Annotated in this window: 19 protein-coding genes and 2 pseudogenes; 14 read left to right on the top strand and 7 right to left on the bottom strand. The window is 58.3% G+C overall.

Features of this window, described 5'->3' with window-relative positions; all coding sequences use genetic code 11:
- Positions 1 to 61: 61 nt before the first annotated feature.
- Genes EN804_RS28625 through EN804_RS28600 form a run of 6 tightly spaced genes read right to left on the bottom strand, consistent with a single transcriptional unit; the run spans position 62 to position 4,538 of the window.
- Positions 62 to 574: a hypothetical protein gene (locus EN804_RS28625; protein WP_032899688.1), complete on the bottom strand. Its 513-nt coding sequence runs from the start codon at positions 572 to 574 to the stop codon at positions 62 to 64.
- Complete coding sequence (gene sctN, locus EN804_RS28620) at positions 550 to 1,908, bottom strand: type III secretion system ATPase SctN (protein WP_024505372.1); 1,359 nt, start codon at positions 1,906 to 1,908, stop codon at positions 550 to 552. The genes EN804_RS28625 and sctN overlap by 25 nt, the downstream gene beginning before the upstream one ends.
- Positions 1,905 to 2,528 carry a type III secretion system stator protein SctL gene (gene sctL, locus EN804_RS28615; protein WP_024505371.1) on the bottom strand — a complete coding sequence of 208 codons (624 nt, stop codon included), beginning with the start codon at positions 2,526 to 2,528 and terminating at the stop codon, positions 1,905 to 1,907. The genes sctN and sctL overlap by 4 nt, the downstream gene beginning before the upstream one ends.
- Positions 2,525 to 3,211 (bottom strand): nodulation protein NolU, encoded by a 687-nt coding sequence (locus tag EN804_RS28610; protein ID WP_281033888.1) that lies wholly within the window; start codon positions 3,209 to 3,211, stop codon positions 2,525 to 2,527. The genes sctL and EN804_RS28610 overlap by 4 nt, the downstream gene beginning before the upstream one ends.
- Positions 3,156 to 3,992, bottom strand: coding sequence for a type III secretion inner membrane ring lipoprotein SctJ (sctJ, locus tag EN804_RS28605; protein ID WP_272483026.1), 837 nt, complete (start codon positions 3,990 to 3,992; stop codon positions 3,156 to 3,158). Before sctJ ends, EN804_RS28610 begins: the two co-directional genes overlap by 56 nt.
- 36 nt (positions 3,993 to 4,028) lie before the next feature.
- A complete protein-coding gene (locus EN804_RS28600) occupies positions 4,029 to 4,538 on the bottom strand; it encodes a nodulation protein NolB (protein WP_024505368.1) in 510 nt (169 codons plus the stop codon).
- 187 nt (positions 4,539 to 4,725) lie between these two features.
- Between EN804_RS28600 and EN804_RS28595 the strand changes: the two genes are divergently transcribed.
- The 12 genes and pseudogenes from EN804_RS28595 (at position 4,726) to EN804_RS28540 (ending at position 20,286) form a co-directional block, all read left to right on the top strand.
- Complete coding sequence (locus EN804_RS28595; protein WP_024505367.1) at positions 4,726 to 5,424, top strand: secretin N-terminal domain-containing protein; 699 nt, start codon at positions 4,726 to 4,728, stop codon at positions 5,422 to 5,424.
- 301 nt (positions 5,425 to 5,725) lie between these two features.
- Positions 5,726 to 7,660 carry an HrpF/NolX family T3SS translocon protein gene (locus tag EN804_RS28590; RefSeq protein WP_024505366.1) on the top strand — a complete coding sequence of 645 codons (1,935 nt, stop codon included), beginning with the start codon at positions 5,726 to 5,728 and terminating at the stop codon, positions 7,658 to 7,660.
- Between the two features lie 1,056 nt (positions 7,661 to 8,716).
- On the top strand, positions 8,717 to 9,061 hold the full coding sequence (locus tag EN804_RS28585) for a helix-turn-helix domain-containing protein (protein ID WP_082826567.1): 345 nt from the start codon (positions 8,717 to 8,719) through the stop codon (positions 9,059 to 9,061).
- Between the two features lie 37 nt (positions 9,062 to 9,098).
- Positions 9,099 to 10,436 (top strand): serine hydroxymethyltransferase, encoded by a 1,338-nt coding sequence (glyA, locus tag EN804_RS28580; protein WP_063169266.1) that lies wholly within the window; start codon positions 9,099 to 9,101, stop codon positions 10,434 to 10,436.
- Positions 10,437 to 10,493: 57 nt separating this feature from the next.
- Positions 10,494 to 11,669, top strand: coding sequence for a methionine adenosyltransferase (gene metK, locus EN804_RS28575; RefSeq protein ID WP_063169265.1), 1,176 nt, complete (start codon positions 10,494 to 10,496; stop codon positions 11,667 to 11,669).
- A gap of 100 nt (positions 11,670 to 11,769) precedes the next feature.
- Positions 11,770 to 12,783, top strand: a complete 1,014-nt coding sequence (locus tag EN804_RS28570) for an adenosine kinase (RefSeq protein ID WP_063170366.1) — start codon at positions 11,770 to 11,772, stop codon at positions 12,781 to 12,783.
- Between the two features lie 65 nt (positions 12,784 to 12,848).
- Positions 12,849 to 13,883, top strand: a complete 1,035-nt coding sequence (tdh, locus tag EN804_RS28565; RefSeq protein WP_127309475.1) for an L-threonine 3-dehydrogenase — start codon at positions 12,849 to 12,851, stop codon at positions 13,881 to 13,883.
- 714 nt (positions 13,884 to 14,597) lie between these two features.
- A pseudogene (locus EN804_RS38215) lies at positions 14,598 to 14,766 on the top strand (transposase); the annotation flags it as partial.
- 812 nt (positions 14,767 to 15,578) lie between these two features.
- Positions 15,579 to 16,265 carry a response regulator transcription factor gene (locus tag EN804_RS28555; protein ID WP_024505585.1) on the top strand — a complete coding sequence of 229 codons (687 nt, stop codon included), beginning with the start codon at positions 15,579 to 15,581 and terminating at the stop codon, positions 16,263 to 16,265.
- Between the two features lie 71 nt (positions 16,266 to 16,336).
- Positions 16,337 to 17,758 carry a type II and III secretion system protein family protein gene (locus EN804_RS28550; protein WP_246693498.1) on the top strand — a complete coding sequence of 474 codons (1,422 nt, stop codon included), beginning with the start codon at positions 16,337 to 16,339 and terminating at the stop codon, positions 17,756 to 17,758.
- A 12-nt stretch (positions 17,759 to 17,770) separates the two neighbouring features.
- A complete protein-coding gene (locus tag EN804_RS28545; RefSeq protein ID WP_135921825.1) occupies positions 17,771 to 18,331 on the top strand; it encodes a CpaD family pilus assembly lipoprotein in 561 nt (186 codons plus the stop codon).
- An 83-nt stretch (positions 18,332 to 18,414) separates the two neighbouring features.
- Positions 18,415 to 20,286, top strand: coding sequence for an acyltransferase family protein (locus EN804_RS28540; RefSeq protein WP_126080682.1), 1,872 nt, complete (start codon positions 18,415 to 18,417; stop codon positions 20,284 to 20,286).
- Between the two features lie 482 nt (positions 20,287 to 20,768).
- On the opposite strand, the gene EN804_RS28535 is transcribed toward EN804_RS28540, so the two are convergent.
- Positions 20,769 to 21,908, bottom strand: coding sequence for a porin (locus EN804_RS28535; RefSeq protein ID WP_126063922.1), 1,140 nt, complete (start codon positions 21,906 to 21,908; stop codon positions 20,769 to 20,771).
- Between the two features lie 682 nt (positions 21,909 to 22,590).
- Between EN804_RS28535 and EN804_RS28530 the strand changes: the two genes are divergently transcribed.
- Together EN804_RS28530 and hemN are read left to right on the top strand one after the other, a co-directional pair.
- Positions 22,591 to 22,947, top strand: coding sequence for a hypothetical protein (locus EN804_RS28530; protein WP_024505577.1), 357 nt, complete (start codon positions 22,591 to 22,593; stop codon positions 22,945 to 22,947).
- A 470-nt stretch (positions 22,948 to 23,417) separates the two neighbouring features.
- Positions 23,418 to 24,744 (top strand): annotated as a pseudogene (hemN, locus tag EN804_RS28525) (oxygen-independent coproporphyrinogen III oxidase).
- Positions 24,745 to 24,851 lie beyond the last annotated feature (107 nt).

Raw genomic sequence — 24,851 nt, 5'->3', positions numbered from 1 at the left:
GACTGCACGGTCGTGTCATTCGGACGACCTCTTGCGACCGTCGGATCCGGTTGCGCGGCATTTAGGCAAGCGACCCCCTCGCATATTTCAGCAGTATCTCATCGTCGGCCTCGATCTCGGCTGCGGCCTCCGAATGAGTCTCGACGGCGCGCCGCACGTCGTCCTCGATTTGTTGCCATTTGTCCCTTGCCGCCGAACATATGACCCATAGCTCCCTCGTCCTGGACGCCGCCATCTCAGCCTCCTCTTGAGCGATTTGGGTATCATCAAGCATCTGCCGTCTGGAATTGATCTCAGCGGCAAGTTGTTCAGTGTGAAGGCGGTGACGGTCGAGCGCTGCGCTAGACAAGTTGTCGAGTGACATCAGATGCTGATAGAGCGCTGCTTCTTTTCTTGAACAATGTTGCTGTATCATTGCAAGCTCCCTAGAGGCATTTTGTACGGCTGAGGCGGCCACATCGCGCTGGGCTTCCTTCTTGGACAGCTCGCCAAGGGCACGACGCTCTTGCATTTCCTTCAGAAGCCGTAACCTCGAAGACTGAATCCAGTTTACGCGGTCAGACGCGACATCCATGCGACCGTCTCCTCGAAATCTGACGCGTCATCTTCGCTCTGGCGCAGAAACTCCCTCAGTTCGTCGATTGACGCGACAGCCCGGTCAGTCAGGGGATCTCCACCTGGCTTGTATTCGCCAACATTGATCAAGAACTCGGTCTCGGCATAGCGCGACAGGAGCTCGCGGAAAATGGATGCTGCCTTGCGATGTGTCCCCGAAACGACTGCATCCATGACGCGGCTGCGACTCTGCAGCACATCAATAGCGGGGAAATGCGATCGCGCCGCAATAGCGCGTGAGAGGATGACATGGCCATCGAGAATACCACGCGATTCCTCGGCGATTGGATCACCCGTGCCATCACCCTCTACAAGCACCGTATAGAAGGCCGTGATTGAGCCCCGCTCACCCATGCCGGCGCGCTCGAGCAGGCCTGGCAGCATGCCAAAAACGGAAGGAGGAAAGCCCCGTCGCGTCGGCGGCTCACCCGCAGCAAGGCCTATTTCGCGCATAGCGCGGCAGAAGCGCGTCAGCGAATCCAGCATGAGAGCAACGCGTAGGCCTTGATCGCGGAAATATTCCGCGAGCGCAGTCGCCATTGGAGCGCATTGCGCACGCTCTACCGCCGAGCGGTCGGATGTTTCAACCACGACGACCGTACGGAGAAGGCCCTCTTCACCAAGATTCCTTTCGATGAATTCACGAACTTCCCGTCCACGTTCGCCTATGAGCGCCACTATGACGACGTCAGCGGCGGCACCCTTTACGATCTGTGACAACAGCGTCGACTTGCCACCACCTGGCTCGCCATAAATCCCGATCCGCTGGCCCTCGCCGCACGTTAGCAGACCATCGAGGACACGGACCCCAAGCGGGAATGGCCGCTCAATCATGCGCCTCGTCATCGGATTGGGGGCTCTGCCATGCAGGGGCCGAGTTTCGACGGTCTTGATTTCGCCTTTGCCGTCCAATGGGCGGCAACGACTGTCGATCACGCGACCGAGCAAATCGCCGCCGACGGGCACCTCACGCATTCGGCCAGTGGCCACGACCTCTGCGCGGCTGGATAGGCCCACCAAGTCCCCGATCGGTGTCAGCAATACACCATCACCCGACAGGCCGATCACCTCGGCCTCGAGCGACAGCCCGGTTCGCGGGTCCTCTAGGAGGCAAAGTTCCCCAATACGAGTGTCTGGCAAGACGGCATGAACCAGTGTGCCGATAGCCCGCGTGATCCGACCGCGCACCGCACGCGTGTCAATTCGCTTGGCCGCAGCCCTCAAAGACGAGATTGCTGGAACGAGAGCTCGAGTGTCGGCGTCAGCGTTATGTTCTGGGACGGGCTTTCTCATAGCTCGCCTTTCTCACAGAGCGTCCCGAAACCAAGGCGCAGCGCGCGCATCTGGGCGTCAAGTCCAAGGTCAACATTGCCGTACTCGCTCCACAGCACGCAGCGTTGCGGCGACAATGTCGGGTCGGGCTCGATCCGCACCCTTGGTCGACCATCCTGGCCGTCGCATCGAGCAAACTCTCGTGCAAGCATGTCGACTTGCATGGGAGAAACATGAAGGCAAACGTCGGCGCCGCTGTATTGACACTCTATGGCGTGACGAACAGCCCTCACCAATAGCTCGCCCGGATCGAAAGCGCCGATAAGATCGCTCAATATTTCCATCACGAGCTGCGGCAATTCCTGCTCCAGAGCGGCCTTTCGTCGCGCGATTTCGGAGATTGTCTCCGCAATCAACCCTGCCATCTCCTCGGTGCCTGCATTCGAGCCCTCCATGTGGCCGCGCGCCCACGCCCGCTGGTAAACCGCGCGTGCCCAGTTTCGAACGCGCTGCCGATGCCGTTCTGCCGCGGCAAGGGCTTGCGCGGCGCTGTGCCAGGTTTCGAGCTCGCTCGCGGGTATCAGTGGTCCGACTGGACGCATCTGCGGCGCTATTGGCCCCTCGGAAAGTTCGACTGTCATTTCACCGGGGTCTCTGTCTCAAAATGAGCTACTACAAGTGAAAGCAATTGGCCGGCGGCGGTCCAATGCTCAGGTGCTGGAGTCTCCGCGGCAGTCCCCTCGGGCAATCGAAGAAGCACGCGGTTACGCTCGGTCGCTGAACTGTCCTGGAGCCAAGCTCCAAGACATGCGTGTCCATCGTATTCGATTTGCTGAGCGAGTTTTTCTGGGTCCGAGATCAGTCTTTTGTCAACAGCATGCAGCAGGTGTCGGATTCCGAATGCGTGTGCATCCACGCCGATGCGTTTAACAAGGATGGCAAGCTCAGGCTGAGAGACAAACGCGACCAGCGAACGGGCATGCCAGATACTACCAGCAAGAAGGGCCGCTCGATATGGATCATGCCCGCGTAGAAGGTCCGGCCTGCAGCCGATGTGGTTCAGATCCACGTCATCGTTGCCCAGCAATTCTGCCAGCCTTGGATGCAGTCTGGAACACTTCTGCAACTTCACTAACGTTTCGGCCGATAACGCTGGATCAAGACGCGCCGCAAGACGGGTTGGATGGGCCGAAGCCGCAAGCTCGCTCGCGCCCGGAAAGTGCGGACCATCAGGTCGGGCGGTCTGTATAGGCATTGGCAATGAGATGTCACCCACGTCCAATTGCAGGCATTCTTTTGCGAATGGCCTCGACAGCAGAAGCATCCCGGCGCCCCTCGACCTTGGAAACGCCGGTTGATTGCTTGCGCCGACGCGTAACAACGCCGATCAAGAGATAACAGGCCACGGCGAATACGGCTGCGGCAAAACCTGTTACGGTCGCCAGAAGTGGCGCAGGAAGAGGTAGTGATGCTTGTGGCAAAACAGCAGTCGGATCGGGCCGTTGCTCGTGTGCGGACCGTTCTACCGGCACCAAAACCACTTCCACCTTATCGTAGGACAGGCCTTCGATGCTGTCGGCTACAAGCATCTTTATCTTTGGCAGCAGAGCCGCGACATTTGTTTTTGCGTCGTGCCTGATAAACACCGAGGCCGAGGATGGCGTGGCACCGGCTCGCACAAGGTCGTTATGCGGCAGCACGACGTGAACACGTACAGAAAAAACGCCATCGATATCGCTGATCGTCCGCGACAACTCTTCGCTCAGGGCATACACGTAACGGGCACGCTCTTCGGTCGGCGAGGCAATCAGGCCTGATCCTTGGAATATCTCACCGAGGTTCTTGAAGGATTGGCGCGGCAGCCCCTTGGCGTTCAGAAGGTTGATTGAGAAGGCGAGCAGCTTTTCGTCAACCTGGATCGTGCTGGTTCCATCCTTGGCGACCACCCGGATCGCGGCGACCCCGTTGTCTTCAAGAAGTGCGAGCATTTCATTTGCCTCACGCTCTTGCAATTGCGTGTAGAGGTCGGCTTTGCAAGCAGTGAGGGCGACGAGAACTGGCAGCATGACAAGCCTAACCGACCGCCACCCTGACAGGCCACGCATGATTTCGCCCTCGGCCAAGCCAATCATGCGCGCGGTTCAGCCTTCCTTCAAAAGTTTATTCACGGATGATGTGACGCCGCTGACGCCTTTGGAGATAAGCGCCACCTGGGTGACGCCGTTGTAAACATCCCGAAGACCAGCCATCATCGTTTCGAAGTCTTGCCCTTGTTGGGGAATGCCCGAGATTCCGGTTCCCGCCTCACCTGGAACGGGAAGCTTCTGCGCCGGTCCCGGTAGAGCGCCCTTCGAAAGGGCTATGTCATGGTCGAGCGCGGGGAAGGAAACAGTGTTGTGTGGATATAGGGAGGAAATCGTCTGCAACACGCGATCGCCCATGCCGCTCGTCGGCGCAGCCGCGCGCTGAACATCCATCGCCGCAGCAACTGGCGCCGCACTCGCTGGCCCCGCGGCGGCATCGTTTTTCAGCGAGTCGGCTGCATGCCCTAAGGCGCGCTCAAACTGGGCCTGCTCGACAATCGACGGTGATCCGACCCTGGGGAGGCCAGCCGTTAGAGTGGCAGAGATCGACGTGACAGGCATCATCATGTAAGGACTCGGTTGCTCTCTCTGACCGGGCGAGCCCCGCCCATTCATCACCCGGTGTCGGCGCAACACTCCTAGGGGGGCAAGCTGACAACAAGCTGACTAACGGCGGCGTCATTTCGACAATCTAAAATCTCTTCGGCAATTTAGTCACTTGTGATGATTTCAGCGTTTGGTTTATCAGTGCGACATGCCGAGAACGCTTATCCAACCCGTCACCCTGCATGTTTTGAGACTTCTTTGTGCCGGGTTTTTTCTGTCCACCGGGATTCACCCGGCGCATGCAGTCCCGCTGTCCCTTCCGGCCACACCCTATAGATACACGGTTCTGGATCAGGAGCTCGCTGCAGCGTTGCAGGAATTCGGCAACAACCTGAATATCAGGGTCAACATCAGTCCTGCGGTGAAGGGGCGAATTCGCGGACGTATGCCTGATTTGCCACCGCGCGCGTTCCTCGACCGCTTGACGAACCTTTACGGTCTACAATGGTACTATGACGGCCTTGTGCTCTATGTGTCTGCTGCACAAGAATCGCAAACTCGAATGCTTTTGATGACGTCGATTCGCTTCGATGCGTTCAAGGGGGCTCTCGACAAGCTTGATATCTCCGACGAGCGCTATGTGGTCAAACCCGTGCCAGGCAATGGCCTCGTCTTCGTTTCCGGTCCACCGCGCTTCGTCGCACTCGTGGAGCAGACCTTTAACGGCTTGGTGGCGCAGGCGCAGGCGCAGACTCACATAGCGGCAACGCCAAAGGAATCAGTGCTGATCTTGTTTCGCGGCTCCTCCACTACGGTCGTTCGCGACGGACGACCGGATGCTTCTTATTCTTCTGACATCCCACAACAGGATAGCGTTGGCGGGAAGCCTGAGCTGGGCAAGAAATGAACATTGAGGATTTCCCGCAGCTCTGAAGAACATGACTGCGGCTACCCCTTTGTGAACTCTTCGCAAACTCGTCAGTTTCTCGAAAGCTAATCCGCTCATGATGAGTCCCGGCAGCTCTCGCGGTGACTCCGGCCATTGTGTTGGACCGAACCTTGGAGCCGGCCCGGAACACAGCAATTGAAGGCAGGGCAGGCGCATTCGTGACCTGCCGACGCTTGGAATTGTCGAATTTTGTGAAACGCAAGGGATCTTCTGTCGGGGTCTCTTGTGGGGATTTCAACGTCACGTCTGAGGATGCATAATGTCGGCCAGTAATCTTTCAACTTTCTACCGCTCAAATTCGCTACAGTCCGCAAGGGGTTGGCCGGGCCTGAAAGTTTCCCATTTTGCGACCCAGCATCAGCAAAGTGCATCGTGCTTCGAAGCGATGCTGTCCACTTGTGTGCTGGCAGACAAGCCCGGCTCTTTCGCGCAAGGGGATCTGCCAGCGTCGAATCTTGATTCGACAATGGATAAATTGCGGCAGGACCCTTTGGGCCATCTGGCACCGGATGTCTTGACATTGAATGGCTTGGAGCAACACCCACTGGATCTGCTGCCGCCAAATATGAGGGCGGCTCTCAAGGAGGACCAATCGCAACGCTCCAAGGCGACTGAAGCCCAACATCTGCTCGGCGTCACTCCGAAGATCGAGCCGGCTCCCAGGCCGAGCCCCGGAATCACGTGGAACGGTGGGTCGCTGACCACGGCTGAGTTGCAGATTGTTGCGGTACTCAACCGTCACAAGGACCAATGCCCGCTTACTTGGAAGTCGTTGACCGACAAAGCCAATGATCCCTCTACGCCACCGGATCTGAAAGCGGCGATCCAGGGACTGCAGCAGGATTCGGGACTTTTTTATGCGATTGGCTCGCAGGGCGACGGCCGCTGTGGAGGCAAGATCAACGCCAAGGACTTGGCCGGATTTTCAAACCACCACCCACAAGTTGCTGCATTTCAGGAAGCCCAAGCGCGAAGCTACGAGCAGAACTACATACCATCCGACGGCAGCGGAGGTTTGCAGCCTTCGGTCATGACCTTGAGCGATGCCTTGCGGGAGTTTTACCGGTACTCCGAAAATCTGTCCAAGGACCTGAGTCTGGATGAGTTCAAGAAAATGGTCGGCGGCGAATCGAAAAACGGCAAATTTCCGCCCCAGGTCATTGCGGCGGCGCAATATTTCCTCGATCACCCCGATGCTTGGAACCAGTTGTGCGGTGGCTCGAAAGGGAAGATGCACAAAGAGGATTTCCTGCAAGTCGCCTCATCGTCGATGAGCCTCACGCAAACTGAGCTGAATACGGTCGAGATGATCAAGGACCATCAGGACACGTTCTTTGGAAGCGGTGTTCTGACTCGCGACAAACTGGCGAAAATGAAAGACGACAAGAGCCTTGATCCGAAAGTGCGGGAAGCAGCCTCTCAGCTCCTTTCAGATCCTCTTTTGTTTGGCCTCCTGAACAATTCGATCACGGGCTATAAGACCCATCATAAATTCTTCGACTTTGGCGGCGGGCATACGGTTGATTCCGGCAATATCAGCAAAAAAGACTTTGCCCATTTTTGCACAAACATGTCGTCTGCGAACCGCAACGTTCAGCAGCCAATCACCCACGGCGCCCAAACCGCAGAAGAGCAGAATGCCGTCGCGGACATGAAGATGGGCCTGATGGACCAGCCTGACATTAAGTCAGCCAAAAAGAACGGCGGGGCCGTCATGCACGTCGTCGACTCCGTGCTCAAAATCGAGACGAAAGTGCTCGACTTGGCGGCAACGGCGGTGGGACTGCTCAGCTTCATTCCGGGCCTCGGACAAGTAGCCGATCTTGCCTCGATGGTTCTCGAGGCTGAGTCGCAAGCAGCCAATCTCCTGCGTACGGCCATTAACGGAGGCGATATGAAGCGAGCGCTGGAGGAAGCTGGCCTCAATATGGCCGCGCAGGCGATCGGCCTTATCGCAGGCCCCGAGGTCAAGCTGGCCATTCGAAATGGGCTCGTAAAGCACCTGATGGAAGAGGCCTTGGCGGCAGGCATTGATCTTTCGGTCTCGACGGCGCAGGACTACGCAGAAGGCTATGTGAATAACCTCAAAGCGCGCCTTGCAGGCGGCCCTGAGCAAAGCCTAGGCCTTCCGAGCATGCCATCATTCCAGAGTGTGGCAAGCAATGTGCCCTTCGTCGGCATTGCCTTATCCTAGCCGTCGCCTTGCGCGGAAGCTTTGGCTCGCGCGCTGACATAAGGGTCATTGTGGCACAAGCAGGGGTTCATCCGCATCAACGCAAGCGGTGTTCCTGACGCCATCTGGATCGGACTGTGAGGGGGATGTCCGAAGTCTGTGAAGACTTCGGTATATGACGACTTCAGAGTTACGCTGAGCCCAGCCATCTCGAGCCGGTGCGCCGGGTCGAGGTTTTCACGGGCGCCGGCCGGTAGCGGGAATGGTCTCCGGAAGGCACGGCGCGGATGGTGGCGGAGCGGCGCAGCCGAAGGAACGGCTGTCGCGCGCCCAGGGCGGCCTCCCGAACAGCAGACGATGATCTCCTGCCTTGGGCCTATATCCTCGTGCCACGCTCAAGGCAGTCGGCTGAAAACAGCGCTGATTTAAAACAGCATTATCCTGCACTGCACCCTCGATCCTTGCGCTCACCGATCGCTCGTCGACACGCACGCGGTCAAGTCGTTATCGGCGCTATGCCGATGGGCTTCGAGAGCAAGGTGGACGCTGAGCGGTGCGTCAGCCTCAGGGCGCGGCTGGCCAGCTTTGGGTCTCACGCTCTATGACGGCAACACCCGGCTGATCCACTTGGCCTGTTCGCGGGCTCCCGGCAGCGGCGCGGAAGCCACGGTCCGCCTTCCTCGGCTTCAGGCCAAAGATACCGCAGCATGCTCCAGAGCTATGTCTGCCGCCTTCGCCCCATCGTCGCTGGTCATGTGGAAAGGACAAGCAGGCTACGCACCCTATAATCCCGTCGGGCAGGATTCGACAGTCGACGGCGAGACATTCGCCAAACCTCCCCCTTGATTCTCAGCAACGTTAAAAAAAATTCACATAATGTTCGTGAGTGTAGTCTCCTGTCAGGTGGTACATTAGCCCCAATATCTGGCGTCTTAGTCGTAGAAAGGACTGTGATCTATCTTCCATTAGCATCCATACCAGCGGATTTACAGCAAATGACGAGAGAGGTCTCATGCGGATTGATGGGGATAGAAGGGCTAGCGGCTTGCTGCATCCCGTCCGGGTTGATGCTAACCAATGTTGACACTGGTAAATCGCCTAAGGACGGCAGCGCATCTTGATCGCCTTCGAATCCTGGGCCTTTGCGCGCATGCGGATCTAACCGTCGGCGAGCTGGCCGATATTACCGGTCTGCCTCGCGAGCAGGTTCGACGCCACGTTCGGCGGCTGGTCAGAGCCAACTTTCTTTGCTGCAACGAACAACGTCCGCAGTCTTCGTACCATATGCAAGCAGGAGGCAAGGATGGCGAGCTGGCTCAATTGGTGGTCGATCTCCTGCCCCACGATGATGGCCATCATAAAAGAGACCTACAACGCCTGGAAGCAATACAAGACGCGCGGTTGAAGGGACCGCCTGCTTGATCGTGAAATAGATCAGTCCAAATGGAGCGCGACTACCATGGATAACTCCGCCGGCGGCGCCATCGCGCAGCCCGACACTTACGGGCGGCCTCACTTAGCCGCCGTCGACTCCCGCGTTCACGAACTGCTTCTAAGACAGGAGCGTCAGGAGCGGACAACTCTCAAACTGATCGCCTCCGAGAACTTTGCCTCCTCGGCGGTGTTGGAAGCGACCGGGTCGATTTTCACCAACAAGTATGCCGAGGGATACCCCGGTGCGCGCTACTACGCCGGAAACGAGATCGTCGATGAGCTTGAGACCCTCGCGATCGAGCGCCTGAAAGCGCTATTTGGCAGTGAACATGCCAACGTCCAGCCTTATTCAGGCTCGCCAGCCAACCAGGCTGTCTATCGCGCGCTTTTGAGCCCCCGTGACAAAGTCATGGGCTTGCCTTTACCCGAAGGCGGCCATCTGACTCACGGTTGGTCCGTCAATTTTTCCGGCAGCGATTATCAGCGCGTCCCGTACAGGCTGCACGAAAAGACACAGCAAATTGACTATGACCACTTGCGCGAGACCGCCAAGCGGGAACGCCCGAAGCTAATTTGGGTCGGCGGAACTGCTTATCCGCGTATTTTTGACTACGCGGCAATGGCCGAAATTGCTTCGGAGGTGAACTCGTATCTGGTGGCTGACATCGCCCACATCTGCGGCCTGGTTGTCGCAGGAGTGCATCCGAACCCCGTGTCCCATTGCGATGTGGTCACCAGCACCTCTCACAAGTCGATCCGCGGTCCCCGGGGTGGCTTCATTTTATCAAGGAATGAAGACCGTTATCAGCCCCTCCATCATCCGAAGAGCAAACACAATCTGGCCAAACGTATAGACCGCGCCGTGTTCCCTCTTCTGCAAGGCGGACCGCATATGAATACTATCGCCGCGCTTGCCGTCGCTTTGCAGGAAGCAGCGAACTCGTCCTTTCGTGTCTACGGTCAGCAGATCGTCCACAACGCCAAGGCTCTGGCCCAGGCACTTCTGGAGCGAGGTTATGAACTCGTCACCGGGGGCACTGACAATCACATGCTGATCCTTGATCTTCGGGACCGGTCGCTGTCAGGCAAAGCCTATGCGGAGCGCTTATCGCGTGCAGGCATCATTGCGAATTTCAATATGGTCCCGGGCGACCGGCGGCATCCGGCGCTGACAAGCGGCATCCGCTTAGGGACACCAGCGGTGACGTCCATGGGCATGCGCGAAACGGAGATGGTGCAGATCGCCGCTTTCATCGACTCGGTCTGCCGCCAGCCCGATGACCAGGAAGTTCATGCGAGCGTACGAAGAGACGTTGCCGACTTCTGCACTGCGTTCGATGTTCCCGGCATCCCCGACCGATAAGCCACCCCAATCCAGAAACTCCTCACTAACTCCAGCACTTGAAGCGAGGGCATTTTTATGACCAGGCAGTTCGTGTTCTCTTCCGAATCCGTCGGCGCGGGACACCCCGATAAGATGGCAGACAACATCTCCGATGCCATTCTCGATGCGGTCCTGCGCACCGATCCGAAGGCGCGCGTCGCCTGTGAAGTGTTGGTGAAGACGGGGATGGTCGTTGTGGCTGGCGAGATCACCAGCCATGCCCACATCGATTACAGCCAAGTCGCCCGCGATACGATACTCGATATTGGCTACGACGATGATGCGATTGGCTTTGATGGTCGACGTTGCGCCGTCGTTCTGGCCCTCACCGAGCAGTCGCCCGACATAAGCCAGGGCGTTGATGAAGGACGAGGGCAGGATCTCGGGCAAGGGGCAGGGGATCAGGGCATCATGTTTGGATTCGCATGCAACGAGACGGATACATTGATGCCCCTGCCGATCCAACTCGCTCACCATTTGACGAAAAGACAGGCCGAGGTCCGGAAAGCGGGACAGCTTGGCTGGCTGCGTCCGGACGTGAAATCTCAAGTGTCGGTACGCTACGAAGGGCTCCGCCCGGTGGCGCTGGATACCATAGTCCTGTCAACGCAGCATGACGAAGCGGTCTCACAAGCCACGGTCCGCGAAGGCGTCATTGAGGAGATCATAAAACCGGTCCTGCCGGCCCACCTGGATACTTCGGGGATCAGATTTCTGGTCAACCCAACAGGGCGGTTCGTGGTCGGTGGGCCTGCCGGCGACTGCGGCCTCACAGGACGGAAGATCATCGTCGATTCCTACGGTGGGACCGGGCGTCACGGCGGCGGTGCCTTTTCGGGCAAGGACCCATCCAAGGTTGACCGCTCGGCGGCCTATGCCGCCCGGTATGTCGCGAAGAACATCGTTGCCAGCGGCCTTGCGGAGGTCTGCGAGGTTCAGCTTGCCTACGCGATCGGCGTGGCCAGTCCGGTTTCTGTCATGGTCAATACCTTCGGAACCGCAAGGATCGAGGAAAAAAGGATCGAGCGCCTTGTTCTCGAGGTTTTCAATCTCCGACCGAAAGGCATCATCAAGATGCTTGATCTCTTACGGCCGATATACCGCAAGACGGCGACATACGGACACTTCGGGCGTGAAGAGCCTGAGTTCACTTGGGAGAAGACGGACAAAGCTGACGATTTGCTGCGTGAAGCCGGACCGGCAGCTGCGTGAGGGCGGCTGGATCAAGCGCATGCGGCAACCCATTTCAACTCGCGAGACCACGCCCGGCCGGCGTGGCAAGAAGCCGGCTCGGGTTTTGGCGGAGATTTTGATGCCGGATTATGACGTGCTTTGCATCGGCAATGCCATTGTCGACATCATCGCCCAGTGCGACGAGGAATTCCTCGAGACCAACGGCATCATCAAGGGCGCGATGAACCTCATCGACACACAGCGCGCCGAACTGCTCTACAGCCGCATGGGGCCGGCGATCGAGGCGTCCGGCGGCAGCGCCGGCAACACGGCGGCCGGCGTCGCCAGCTTCGGCGGCCGCGCGGCCTTCTTCGGCAAGGTCTCCAACGATGCGCTGGGCGAAATCTACGCCCACGACATCCATGCGCAGGGCGTCGCCTTCGGCACCACGCCGCTCAAGGGTGAGCCGCCGACGGCGCGCTCGATGATCTTCGTCACGCCCGACGGCGAGCGCTCGATGAACACCTATCTCGGCGCCTGCGTCGAGCTTGGCCCTGAGGATGTCGAAGCCGACAAGGCGTCCGGCGCCAAGGTCACCTATTTCGAAGGCTATCTGTGGGACCCGCCGCGCGCCAAGGAGGCAATCCGCCAGACGGCGAAGCTGGCGCACGCGGCAGGCCGAGAAGTGTCGATGACGCTGTCGGATTCGTTCTGCGTCGACCGCTACCGCGACGAATTCCTCGACCTGGTGCGCTCGGGCACGGTCGACATCGTCTTTGCCAACAGCCACGAGATCAAGTCGCTCTACCAGACATCGTCGTTCGACGAGGCGCTGGCCCAGATCCGCAAGGATTGCCGGATCGCCGCCGTCACCCGCTCGGAAAAAGGCTCGGTGATCGTGCGCGGCGACGAGACCGTGGTGATCAAGGCGACCGCCATCAAGGAACTGGTCGACACGACGGGCGCCGGCGATCTCTATGCCGCCGGCTTCCTGCATGGCTACACGCAAGGCCGCGACCTGCAGACTTGCGGCGACCTTGGCTCACTGGCAGCCGGATTGGTGATCCAGCAGATCGGCCCCAGGCCCCGTCAGAATTTGCGCCGCGAGGCTGAGCAGGCGGGGCTGACCATTCCGGACGTTCAAACGAGTTAGTGGCCTACCTTCCCGTTGTGCAGGCTATCTCGCCAGAAGCGCAATCACGGAATAGGGAAATCCTGATGTCGAACATGATGAAGGCGCTTGTGAAGGCCAAGGCCGAACCGGGCATCTGGATGGAAGAGGTGCCGGTGCCGGAAATCGGCCCCAACGACGTGCTGATCAAGATCAAGAAGACGGCGATCTGCGGCACCGACGTGCACATCTACAATTGGGACCAGTGGGCGCAGAAGACGGTGCCGGTGCCGATGGTGACGGGCCATGAATTCGTCGGCACCGTTGCCGATTTCGGCGCAGCGGTCACCGAATACAAGGTCGGCCAGCGTGTATCGGGCGAAGGCCACATCGTCTGCGGCCATTGCCGCAACTGTCGCGCCGGGCGAGGGCATCTGTGCCGCAACACGCTCGGCGTCGGCGTCAACCGTCCAGGCGCCTTCGGCGAGTATCTGGCGATCCCGCAGCACAATGTCGTGCCGATCCCCGACGATGTGCCCGATGAGATTGCCGCGATCTTCGATCCCTTGGGCAATGCCGTCCACACCGCATTGTCCTTCGATCTGGTCGGCGAGGACGTGCTGGTGACTGGCGCCGGGCCGATCGGCATCATGGGCGCGCTCGTCGCCCAATGCGTCGGCGCGCGCAAAGTGGTCATCACCGACATCAACCCGCTGCGGCTGGCGCTAGCCAAGAAACTCGGCGTCCAGCATGTCGTCGACGCCTCGAAGGAGAAGCTGCGCGACGTCATGCCGGTGCTCGGCATGACCGAGGGGTTCGACGTCGGCCTCGAAATGTCAGGCGCCACCCCCGCTTTCCGCGACATGATCGACACCATGAACAATGGCGGCAAGATCGCCATTCTGGGCATCGCGCCGACCGGCTTCGAGATCGACTGGAACAAGGTCATCTTCAAGATGCTGCATCTCAAAGGCATCTACGGCCGCGAGATGTTCGAAACCTGGTACAAGATGATCGCGCTTGTGCAGGGTCCGCTGGATGTCTCCGGCCTGATCACCCACCGCATCGGCATCGACGATTTTCAGATCGGTTTCGATGCGATGAAGAGCGGCAGTTCCGGCAAGGTGGTGATGGACTGGTAGGGATTGCCTTGGCCGCTATTCAGGAAAAGCTGACGACAGCACCTCTGGTCCGCCGGACATTTTCCAACTAGGGGAACATGGCTGGGTGGAGAGCTATGGCTCCGCTACGTGCGCTCGCTAATCATATACGGCGACGTATCGCGGCCCACCCGGTGACGGTCGATGGGGCAATTCGCTTCAGTCGATGACGGAAACCCGGTGAACCGATGCTGAGGCCCCGACGCGATCGTCTATTTCCTATGATCTGCGATTGAGGTCGAGGTGTTGCCGCTTTCAGCGGGTAAGATGCGATAGACGACTTCCGGTACCCTTCCGGTCAGCGAAAAGGAAGGCAACGAGCCGCATTGCCTCAAGCAAAATGTTACCAATAGTGTCCTGTTCCAAAGGGGATGGACAGGTCGTGCCATTCCGGTTCGGGGGAAGGATGGCGCGGCTCAGCATGGCGACACGGTGAAGCGGCGATCGTGGAGCTTTATTGCGGCGTTGACAAGCGGCGCATTCTGGATGAGTTCGAGGCGGTAACCGGCTATTATTCGCAAGCGCGCGATCCGTCTTATGAACCGTCGTGAGCAGAGGCCGTCTGCGGGCAAGAGCCGCAGCCGCTGTTACGGCAGCGATGTCCGCGACGCGCTCATCGTGTTGTGGGAGGATTCGGAGCGGCTGGGTCCGCATCGACGCTCGCGGCGGCCAGCGCCGCCGGGCAGGAATGAGTTCGCAGTTCGCCGCTCGGTGCCAGCCCGCACCTTCGGCGATTGGAAAGATCCGCCGCCCGGCTTTGTTGAGCGCATTCGGGCACGTCTTCGTCAGGGAGCTTCGTGCAGACGATGGTGCTGACCGGATTGCCGCCGGCTGGACCGATTGCATTCCGCTCCGCACGCGCGACAGCGGCAATGTGATCATGGCGATCAAGCAGGCCCGCTCCCGGTTTCGCTGACCCTGTGCTGCTGTTTGCCGGCATCCGCCCGCACAGGAAGAGCTTGTAAAAGCGGTCGGTGCGGAAATCGAGGAGCCGTTGGTCGTCGATCTTCAGCCTGAACGCGGTCGTTTGCTGGTGCCGCAAATCGGCTGTTGCATGTACATCCCTGTCAGACGTCAGTTTTCCTCGCCTATTTTGGTGTCGAGCGCGAAGTGCTCCAACCAGATTGCAAGGCTTTTTGGAAATGAGAGCGGCTTTGCGCAGGGCGCTCCGTTGTTGAGCATTCAAGCTACCAAGCCAATGACGCGCAGGTTCCACCAGGCTCGCCAGCCTTGAAGGACAGCGAAAAAAGCAGAGCACGACAGACACAACAGTGCATCAGGACGCCGCAGTCGTTGAAGATGGTGCGCTGCATCCATACCGTGGATGCATTCGATCCAAATAATCGATTTGTTCAATCAGTTTCTCGAAAGCTAACCCTACCCTCTGTGGGAATCGGGCTCTGAGCCGCGACGCTGCCTTGCGAGCGCAGGGGCTGCACGTAGGAGAGATGATGCAACGAGAAATCGCACGCGGGTTGCTGGCCTCGTGGGTTCGCCGACCGGCGTATTTGAGCCCGTCAGTTGGTCCTCACCCGCGCCTATTGCCACCGAGCGACTTGCATGTCCCTCCGACTCGGACCAGTTCCGAGAGCTGCGACGAGTTGCGCGCCGTGTGCTCCGATCAGATGGCCGCCGGTGACGCGTTCGATGGGCCGTCCCTCTTCGAGAGGAGATGAAATGCGAACGCTGCTCGTGGATCATCATGCGGATCTTGCGCGCGCCATGCGACTTGCGCTCGGGGATGGCGGCTTCGTCGTTGATGTCGTTGGTACTCTGGAACTGGCTTCGAGTGCATTTTCTTGCGCCAGCTATGAAATTCTCCTGCTGGAATTGGCTCTGCCAGATGGCGATGGCTTGGGTTGGCTGAGGCAGTTGAGGACCCACGGGCATTCAGTTCCTGCCGTCATTATGAGCAGCCTTAACGATCTCGATAAGCGAATTGCGATCTTCAACGGTGGTGCGGACGACTTTCTGCTCAAACCCATCTCTACCGATGAGCTTATTGCCAGAATGAGAGCCATTCTGCGCCGGGCGACACAGATGACCGACCTGAGGCTCGTATTTGGCAATCTCGACTTTGATCCGGTCGCCCGCCAGGTTTTCGTTGATGGGCACCCAATGATGATCGCACGTCGCGAACTCTGTATTCTAGAGCACCTGCTTAACCGGGCAGGCCGCATCGTGCCCCGTGCGCAATTGGAAGATCACCTCTATTCATTCAACGACGACGTGTCTGCCAACGCGCTTGAAGTCGGAATTTATCGTTTACGGGGACATCTGACCAGATCAGGTGCAACGCCACGGATCAAGACCATCCGAGGCATTGGTTACATCCTAGAATTGACTGACGCCTCGTCCGCATAGTTTGTCGAATCGAAAGAAGATCTATTTTGCTGATCCTTCAACATCCTTGCGCTGCGCTCAATTGGCGGGCGATCGCCAACAAGGTTACAAGACCTGCAGTGCCCCGTTACCTGGGCCATCTCCTCTGCGCGCTTATTGTGACTTTCCCACTTGGTGTCGCGGCGCAAAACAAGCAGGACAAAGGCCCGCCGCATGCGGCTTCGAATAGCATCAACGCCACGCTGACCCTTTCCTCTTCGCTCGGGGAGACCGTTCATCTGCCCGGGCCAGCCACGACCATCTTTGTTGCTGACCCCACGATCGCGGATTTTCAGGCGCCATCGAGCAAAACAATCTTCGTCTTTGGCAAGAAATCGGGGCGGACCAGCCTATTCGCCTTGGATGGCAATGGCGAGCCTCTCGCCGAATTGCGTATCGTTGTCACGCAACCGATCGGGGATTTACGCGCCATGTTGCGGGAGCAGGTCGGCGACTATCCCATCCGCGTCAACTATACGCCGCGCGGCGCAATCCTTAGCGGGACGGCGCCCGACGCAGAGGTCGCCGACACCGCAAAAAGAGTCACTGAGCAATATCTGGGCGACGGAGCGCAAGTCGTCAACAACATCAAGGTCGCTGGATCCCTGCAAGTTAACCTCAGCGTGCGCGTAGCCGAAGTCTCACGCAGCGCCATGAAGTCACTCGGCGTCAACTTGTCCGCCTTCGGTCAAATCGGCAATTTCAAAGTGGGCGTTCTAAGCGGAAGCGCTGCAAGCGCTGGGTCTGGTTCAACCCAGGGTGGCGGTACAGCAGAAATCGGATTCGACAACGGTGCCGTCAACGTCAGCGCGGTTCTCGACGCGCTCGCCAAGGAGCATATAGCTTCCGTCCTGGCTGAGCCGAACCTCACCGCTATGTCGGGTGAAAAGGCCAGCTTTCTCGCGGGCGGCGAATTTCCCATTCCTGTCCTGCAGGAAAACAGGCAGGTATCGGTTGAATTCCGTCACTTCGGCGTCAGTCTGGAATTTGTGCCGACAGTTCTCAGCAACAATCAAATCAACATTCACGTAACGCCCGAAGTCAGTGAACTGTCGACGCAAGGTGCCGTGCAAATCAACGGAATTTCCGTGCCGGCAGTTTCCACGCGCCGAGCCGATACGGTCGTCGAACTCGCCAGCGGCCAGAGCTTCGCAATCGGCGGTCTAATCAGGCGGAACGTCAACAATGATGTCAGGGCCTTTCCCTGGCTCGGAGAACTGCCGATCCTGGGACCGCTTTTTCGCTCGACCTCGTTTCAAAAAGAGGAGTCAGAACTGGTCATTCTAGTTACGCCTTACATTGTAAGACCAGGCTCCAACCCAAACCAGATGAGCGCACCGACCGAGCGGGCGGCACCGGCTTTGAACGGAGGGGGCGCTCCGACGAATTCCGTGACAAGTCCCCCGCGAGACCGCGCTGCTATCCGTGCGGGCGCGCCAAGCGCCCAGGGCGGTCTCGGCTTCATCATCGAATAGTGTCATCCAAAGATGTTGCGTTTTATAATCCTCTTTGTCGCTCTGGCACCAAGCGTAAGTGGCTGCACAAACACTACGCCAGTTGATGTCGAACCATCGGCACCAATGCTTGTCCGAGAGGAGACCACCGTCCTGACGTTGCAAAGCCTGCGCGCTTCCGAACGGCAGCGTTTGCGTGTTTTCCTAGACAAGGCCAGTCGCGGCCGGTTCGATGCCATCCACCTCCTCATCAGCGGTTCGCCCCAGCTCAGCGCAGGGGTAGCCCATCAGGCCAGGCAGTTGGCAATCGAAGAAGACAACATTCAATTGCGCGATCAACACGACGCCGGCTCAGTGCGAATTGAGGCGATTGTCTATCACGCCCGTCCGCCGGTCTGTCCCTCATATGGTGCCTTACCCAATGAAGAATCCTTCAAACAGCCGCTTGGTTGTTCGACAGGACATAACCTGGCCGTGATGGTCAACGATCCGCGCGATCTGCTCGACAATCAGGCCGTCAAGGCCGGCGATGGCGATCGTGCTTCTGTACCAGTTGCAACTTACAGAACATTCGGGACGGATAAAGGTGGCTGATACCGCCCTTATCTCGGCAGCACTCCTACCGGAGATTGAAAGCTTCCAATCGCGTCCTGATCTAAAATAAAAGGAACCGCTGGATGCAATATAGGCGCTATATCGAGGGCCTTAGGGCCGTTGCTGTACTTCCGGTCGTACTCTTTCATTTCGGAATTTCGGCGATCCCGGGTGGCTTTAGCGGGGTCGATATCTTCTTCGTCATCTCCGGCTACCTAACCAGCGGAAGCCTCCTGGATGACCTTGAACGCGGCCAATTTTCCATCGTCAACTTCTACTGGCGCCGTGCCCGGCGCATTCTGCCGGCGCTCGTCTTTGTGATGCTTCTCACCTGCATTGCAGCATTGTTCATTCTTCTGCCACCGGATCTGCGCGGATTCAGTCTTAGCATCATAGCTACCTCGACCTTCTGGTCGAACGTTTTCTTCTGGAAAACGTCAAGTTACTTCTCTATCGATGCCGCGCTTCTACCACTGTTGCACACTTGGCCGCTTTCCGTAGCGGAGCAGTACTACATCTTCGCACCAATCCTGATGTTCCTAATCTATCGCTACATCGGGAAGCGCTGGCTGACGACACTTCTTCCGATAATTCTCTGCAGCTTCGTAGTGGCGGTGATGGCGACATCGCTGGCACCCACCGCCGGATTCTATCTGCTGCCGACCCGAATCTGGGAACTCATGTTGGGCGCCCTGCTCATGCTCAAATGCCCCTCGCCGCTGGGCAACCGATTCCTGATGGAGTCGGTGGGGGTGGCCGGATTTGGCCTTCTCGCCATCGGGTTCTTCGCGATTTCGGCGAGTGATCCGTTCCCAGGCTACAACGCCTTGTATCCATGCATCGGAACGGCCCTTCTGATCTATGTTGGCCAAAATACCCCCTCGACGGTCGCCACCCGCATGCTCGAAGTCCGGCCGCTGGTCTGGATTGGGCTCATCTCGTATTCGTTGTATCTTGTTCACTGGCCTCTCAATGCGTTCGCGCACTATCTTTCGTTCCAAAAACTCGATCCGTTGATGACCGGTGCGATGTTGGTGGCAAGCCTCGCATTGGCTGCATTCTCCTGGAAGTTTGTAGAGCAGCCGTTTCGACAGAAGAGGGCCTTCACCTCCCCGGGGCCTATCTTCGCCTTTTCAGCGCTCGCGATCGTTGTCCTTTGTGCCGGCGGAGCGGCGGGGGCGCTCGGCAATGGCTTTCCGCAACGGTTTCCGGACTATGTCCAGCGGCGCATTTCCGTCGGGGACTGGAGGAATGGCATCTGTTTCAACGAGGGCACCAGCCGGATCGAAAGCTGGAATATGGAGGATTGCACGCGCACCAGCGGTTTTCCAACAACGGTTTTTTTGTGGGGCGACTCCTTCGCCGCGCACTATGTTTCCGGCTTGGGTGCTAACATAAATCGATTGCAGGCGAACATCGTTGAATATACGTACGCCAGCTGCGCGCCGATACTCTATTACTACCCTTACGATCGTCTTGATTGTGTCCGGTTCAATCGCAAGGCCTTGGACGTCATCTTGGAAGCGGACATCAAGACGGTTATCCTCAGCGGTAGATGGAGTGACTATGAGGTCAGAGGTTTCGACGGTCTTCAGCAAACAATCGCTACGCTTCGTGCCCTGGGCGTGCGCGTGTTTGTCATCGGCCAGTCTCCGCAGTTCCCAACTGACGTCCGGAAAATTGCGTTCTTCGCCAAGCGCCAAAATCTGGACGATACGTCCTGGCCGATCGCGATGGACCCCGACATCAACGAACGTGTGCGCTCATTTACCAAAGGCGCCACATTCATCGATCCGCTGAAATTCCTGTGCAGCGCAGGACGCTGCGCCTATTCCGATAGAGGAGAGTTTTTATATTTCGACTATGGTCATTTCTCTTCAGCCGGCGCCACACTGGCAATCTCGAAATACTGGCCGGCTTTTGGCAAGGACAATGCTCTTCCTAAGACGAAGTAGCGGCTCAGCGGCTGACAAGCACCAGTACGGGTCCCAGTGATAGCTCCTGCTTCCGCAGCAGCCGCGACGATGGAGCTGTTCAGGTTTAAGGCCCCCCGATAGTGACCTAGGATGGGTGCTGCCACGCGGCTCGGACTCAGCGTGCATTATCACGTAAATGTTGAGAGAATGAATGGCGCCGCGAAGGGCAATTCCAGCCGTCCAAAGCGACAGGCGTGTCGCGGCCTCGACATTGCAGTGGCGCTTACCTAACACGGCCTCACACTGCCCTCTAAGCGGCCCCGAATTTGAACTGACGGCCCCTGGCCGGTTCATCGGGCAGGTCAAGGGCTAGGTGTAGTACACAGGGCTCATAACTTTCAGTTTCTAGTTGGTACGATGGGCCGTGGACGGTCGATGCAGACTTCAAGATGGCGAACGAAGCTCTCCATGCGTGCGTTGTCGAGGCAAGTGCCTTTGCCATGCTCGCGACTGGAGAGATTTCAAAATGAGCCTTGTAAGCGGAGAATGCCGCCGACGCTGTTCGGCTTGCTCGTGCCCTTGACGGCGGTAGGCTCGGCAGGGCCGAGGCCAGAGTTGCCGTAGTGGTCGTAATCGACCTCGGCTGTGACCGTGAAGCCGGGAACGACCATGTAGGCGACGTTTGCAGCCACACCAGCATCCTTGAGCTGATCACCCGAGACCTGAAGGTTGAACGAAGTTTTCTCGTCAAACTCGTAGGTGGCGCCCGCCCAGAAAGCCCACTGGCCGTTCCAGATTTTGTACGAGCCGCGCCCATGATTGGCAATTGCGCCGTTTGAGTCCTCGTTGAGACTGGCATTGGAACCGTAGCCGAAGAGTCCAAACAGCGACAGCTGGTTTGTGACAGCGACGTCGACGCGGATCTTGCCGGCAAAAGCTTCGTAATTGCTGTCATAAGCCGCGACGCCGGTGATCGAGCCCCAGCCTTGCGTGTATTTCAAGCCGGCGACAACGTGCGGAATATAGCTGTCGATAGTACCGGCTGAGCCCGATCCTTGTTCGAGCGAAATCACAGTCGAAATGCCGTTGCCGGCGTCGAAGTGGTACTGAGCCACGTTGGTGTCGAAGCCGGCCGACGGAACGAGCATACTATCGAGAACGTCGCCAGCGTAGCTTACAAACGTATCGAAGGCCGACCCCTCCTTGCCAACTCGCAGGCCTCCCAGCTCGACCCAGGCAGAAGCCAGTGCGAGGCCGCTGTTGAAATCATAGTTCTGAGGACTGTCATGCGAGTTAGCGCTGTTGCCAAAATTCACGTGGGTTTCGGTATAGGTCGTCAACGCGCCGAGCTCGGTCTGCTGGCCGGTCCAAGTTTTGAACGTGAAGCGTGTGCTGTTTCGCCAAGTGCCTTGGTCCTCGCCAGTTCTCACGTCCGAGGTTCTTGCGCTGTCATACGATCGGACGTCACCCAGGCCGATATCGTAACGGACATAGCCGCCGATGCGCAGGCAGGTCTCGGTGTTGGGAATATAGGAATATCCCGAGCCGAGGACGTCGCAGATCTTGATGTACTCGGCCGGTTCCCGCTCGGCGCCAGCTGCTCGACCGACGGAAACGGTCATCAGAGCAGTTAAGCCGAGAAGAGGACTCTTGATGTACATGTCTAGATCTCCATGAAGGAATAAAAAGGATAGAGGCGAAAGAGCAAGCTTTTCCTCTAAATTTTGTGCGTGTTGTCTCCAATATGTGGACGCCAAAGCGCTTGACACGAGAGGTGAGCCAGCGTAAAAGCCACATGTACTTATAATAGTGTTTTCTGTTAGGAGATTCATTATCGTTTACATGTGAAACACTCCGGTCGGACCGCTGCAGCTCTCCGAAATAGAGCAGCAAGCGACATGCCAACCTGAAGCGTAAATGCGGCCGACACCAAAATCGGGCCGACGCGCCTTCGTCTCGCTGGAATCACTTTTTTTGAGGGTCACTGCGAAAAGCAATGTGCGACACGGTTCGCCATGTTCGATATGTGACAGTCTCGTTTAACAGCGACGGCTTCCCGTCTGACCGCAACGGAGGCCGCGCCATGCGCTACCGAGAAGGATCACTGCGCGTACGCTCCGCAAGGGCTGCGCCAGGAACAGAGGGCGTGCGCGTCCGAGGCGTCGCATGGTGGCCGCAGCACCTTTTCGCCGCTGTAAGTTCGCCGTGCAGGTACATTGCGCGGCCGGAAGCGAGAGGGAGCGCACCCTGAAACGGCTGCCTACGGCTCGCCTCGAGTAATTGGCGATGAACAGCATTCTCGAGAACTTAGTCTCGACGGAAAGAGCAACGAAAGGAAGCCGCTTGGACGAGCACGATCCGAAGGAAGAACCGATCGAGACCATTTTCCGCAACGGCACAATCACTGCCGTGGGTATCCTGCTTGCCTTTTCGCTCGGCTTCCTCACTCATTGGGCCGCGAACCCCTTGCCATGGCAACTCTACGATCTGTTCGCCGTAGTGCCGATCCTGCTCGGCATCGCACTGCAGATGAGAGCGCTGTCCATGCTGCTCGACATGAGTTCCTTGCGGCGCCCCATCTACGAACGCGCCAATCGCATTTTCATGGTCGGCCTCATCCAGACCGCGTGTGGCGTCGGCATGGCCATCTTGGTCGATCTTTTCGGGATATCGGTAGGGGGCACGCTGCCCGGCGCTTGACGACAAGCCACACCGCCGCTCTTCGCTCGAAGCGACGTCAAGCCGGGGAACCTTGTGCACCCCCTAGCGGCGTCCTCCTTTCATCAAATGAGCCGACGTCAGCTTTAGAGCGTCTCGGTGGCTAAAGCCGGTATGGTTTTTCGGCCGGCAGGGAAGGCCGCTGGCTGGACCTGGATGGCGTCTGAACGAGGCTTGACAGGTCCGTTGCGTCGGACATGAATTTCGCATTGCAAAGTTCTTCCGCAGACGCCTCAAGCACACTGCACTGGCGTCACGTACTACTCAGACGTTGAATGCGGCACCGCACCATCACCTCAGGCGCAACCATGGCACGCGCGCTCCCCGGCGTGGTTGACCCCATCCTGTCCAAACGAGACTGCGACATAAGCGGGACGCACTGACTTAGGTCAGAGACCAGGACGAGCGCGCAACGAAAGAATGATGGATCAGCGACGTGGGATGACAGCTCCTTGCACACCTCAATCCTGACAAAGTACCGGGACCCCCGGCCGCCTTGGTATACCATCTATCCGACTGTGCCAGACTTCTCTGCGGCAGTTGGTGCTGACGATTATGAGGAATGGCTGGGGGGCCTCCCGGCCGACGAATCGGTGTCGCTCTATTTCCACATTCCGTTTTGCCGATCCATGTGCTGGTATTGCGGCTTCCCTACCGCGGTCATCCGTCGCAACGGCCCGATCCTTAATTATTTAGCGGTGCTGCGTCAGGAGATCAGTTTGGTGTCGGAGCAAGTGCGGCAAGGGCTGCCGGTGAGCGATGTGCATTTCGGCGCGGAACGCCTCACCTTATCGGGCCAGCCGAGCACTTGGCGCTGATGGAATTTCTACGCCGCCACTTCGCTTTCAGCAAAACTGCTGCGATCACCGTGGAGATCGATCCCCGAACGTTCACACCGGAAATGGCCGAAGCCTTGGCAGCTAACGGTGTCAACCGCGCGAGCATCGGCGTGCAGAGCTTTGATCCCGATGTGCAAAGGCGATCAATCGGATCCAGAGTAAGGTGCAGACGGCCGCTGCAGTCCAAAATCTCCGCCGGCATGGCGTTGGCCATATCAACTTCGACCTCATCTTCGGTCTACCGAAACAGACTGTGCAGTCCTGCATCCAGACCGCGATGGCTGCGGTCGCCATGCGCCCCAACCGGCTTGCGGTGTTCGGATACGCGCATATTCCTTCCGTGATAAAGAACCAGCGCCTATCGAGCAGGCAGGTCTACCGGACGGCGATCTTCGCGCCGAACAGGCTGCAGCTGTCGCCGAGACACTGGTTGGCGCTGGCTACCGGGAGATCGGGCTCGATCATTTCGCTCCGCCGGACGACGAACTCGCGCTAGCGCAGAAGACCGGGCGCGCCTACGGCGTAATTCGCTGGGATACTCGGCCGATACTTGCAAAACGTGATCGGCTTAGGCGCGTCGGCTATTGGCCGAGTCCGCGAGGGGTATGTTCAGAACGAAGTAACACGGGATTCTTACGCCCGGCACATCGCAAGTGGACGTCTGGCGACATCAAAGGGTCACCGTCTGACCGACGATGACCGGGTGCGCGCAGCGATCATCGAGCGACTGATGTGCGATTTGGAGGCCGACGTGCCGACCATCTGTGCCGCCCACGAAATCGAACCAGCTCGTTTTCTCGATTCAGTTGAGAGTTTGGTGACGCTGGCTGAGGAGGGGATCCTGGACGTCGAAAACGGCTTCATCCGCGTGCGGCCGGAGCACCGCTTTGTTGTTCGCGCCGTTGCTGCTGCATTCGATGCTTTTCTCGCGAATCGATGAGTTGAGGCCACGACGCCGAAAGGCATCAAACCTTGTTTGGCGCTCGTCGGCATGGGCTCTCGCAGAAGACTCCGCAAGCGTATGCAGGGGACTTCCACTTGACGCCG

Source organism: Mesorhizobium sp. M8A.F.Ca.ET.161.01.1.1, assembly GCF_004792105.1.
Classification (GTDB): domain Bacteria; phylum Pseudomonadota; class Alphaproteobacteria; order Rhizobiales; family Rhizobiaceae; genus Mesorhizobium.
Note: the sequence above shows the minus strand (reverse complement) of the source record. Positions and strands in the feature narration are given on the sequence as shown.

Bases quoted from the DNA above. Each gene is read 5' to 3' on its own strand.
- EN804_RS28625 (WP_032899688.1), bottom strand. From the start codon at position 574: ATGGATGTCGCGTCTGACCGCGTAAACTGGATTCAGTCTTCGAGGTTA.
- sctN (WP_024505372.1), bottom strand. From the start codon at position 1,908: ATGAGAAAGCCCGTCCCAGAACATAACGCTGACGCCGACACTCGAGCT.
- sctL (WP_024505371.1), bottom strand. From the start codon at position 2,528: ATGACAGTCGAACTTTCCGAGGGGCCAATAGCGCCGCAGATGCGTCCA.
- EN804_RS28610 (WP_281033888.1), bottom strand. From the start codon at position 3,211: ATGCTTCTGCTGTCGAGGCCATTCGCAAAAGAATGCCTGCAATTGGAC.
- sctJ (WP_272483026.1), bottom strand. From the start codon at position 3,992: ATGCGTGGCCTGTCAGGGTGGCGGTCGGTTAGGCTTGTCATGCTGCCA.
- EN804_RS28600 (WP_024505368.1), bottom strand. From the start codon at position 4,538: ATGATGATGCCTGTCACGTCGATCTCTGCCACTCTAACGGCTGGCCTC.
- EN804_RS28595 (WP_024505367.1), top strand. From the start codon at position 4,726: ATGCCGAGAACGCTTATCCAACCCGTCACCCTGCATGTTTTGAGACTT.
- EN804_RS28590 (WP_024505366.1), top strand. From the start codon at position 5,726: ATGTCGGCCAGTAATCTTTCAACTTTCTACCGCTCAAATTCGCTACAG.
- EN804_RS28585 (WP_082826567.1), top strand. From the start codon at position 8,717: ATGTTGACACTGGTAAATCGCCTAAGGACGGCAGCGCATCTTGATCGC.
- glyA (WP_063169266.1), top strand. From the start codon at position 9,099: ATGGATAACTCCGCCGGCGGCGCCATCGCGCAGCCCGACACTTACGGG.
- metK (WP_063169265.1), top strand. From the start codon at position 10,494: ATGACCAGGCAGTTCGTGTTCTCTTCCGAATCCGTCGGCGCGGGACAC.
- EN804_RS28570 (WP_063170366.1), top strand. From the start codon at position 11,770: ATGCCGGATTATGACGTGCTTTGCATCGGCAATGCCATTGTCGACATC.
- tdh (WP_127309475.1), top strand. From the start codon at position 12,849: ATGTCGAACATGATGAAGGCGCTTGTGAAGGCCAAGGCCGAACCGGGC.
- EN804_RS28555 (WP_024505585.1), top strand. From the start codon at position 15,579: ATGCGAACGCTGCTCGTGGATCATCATGCGGATCTTGCGCGCGCCATG.
- EN804_RS28545 (WP_135921825.1), top strand. From the start codon at position 17,771: ATGTTGCGTTTTATAATCCTCTTTGTCGCTCTGGCACCAAGCGTAAGT.
- EN804_RS28540 (WP_126080682.1), top strand. From the start codon at position 18,415: ATGCAATATAGGCGCTATATCGAGGGCCTTAGGGCCGTTGCTGTACTT.
- EN804_RS28535 (WP_126063922.1), bottom strand. From the start codon at position 21,908: ATGTACATCAAGAGTCCTCTTCTCGGCTTAACTGCTCTGATGACCGTT.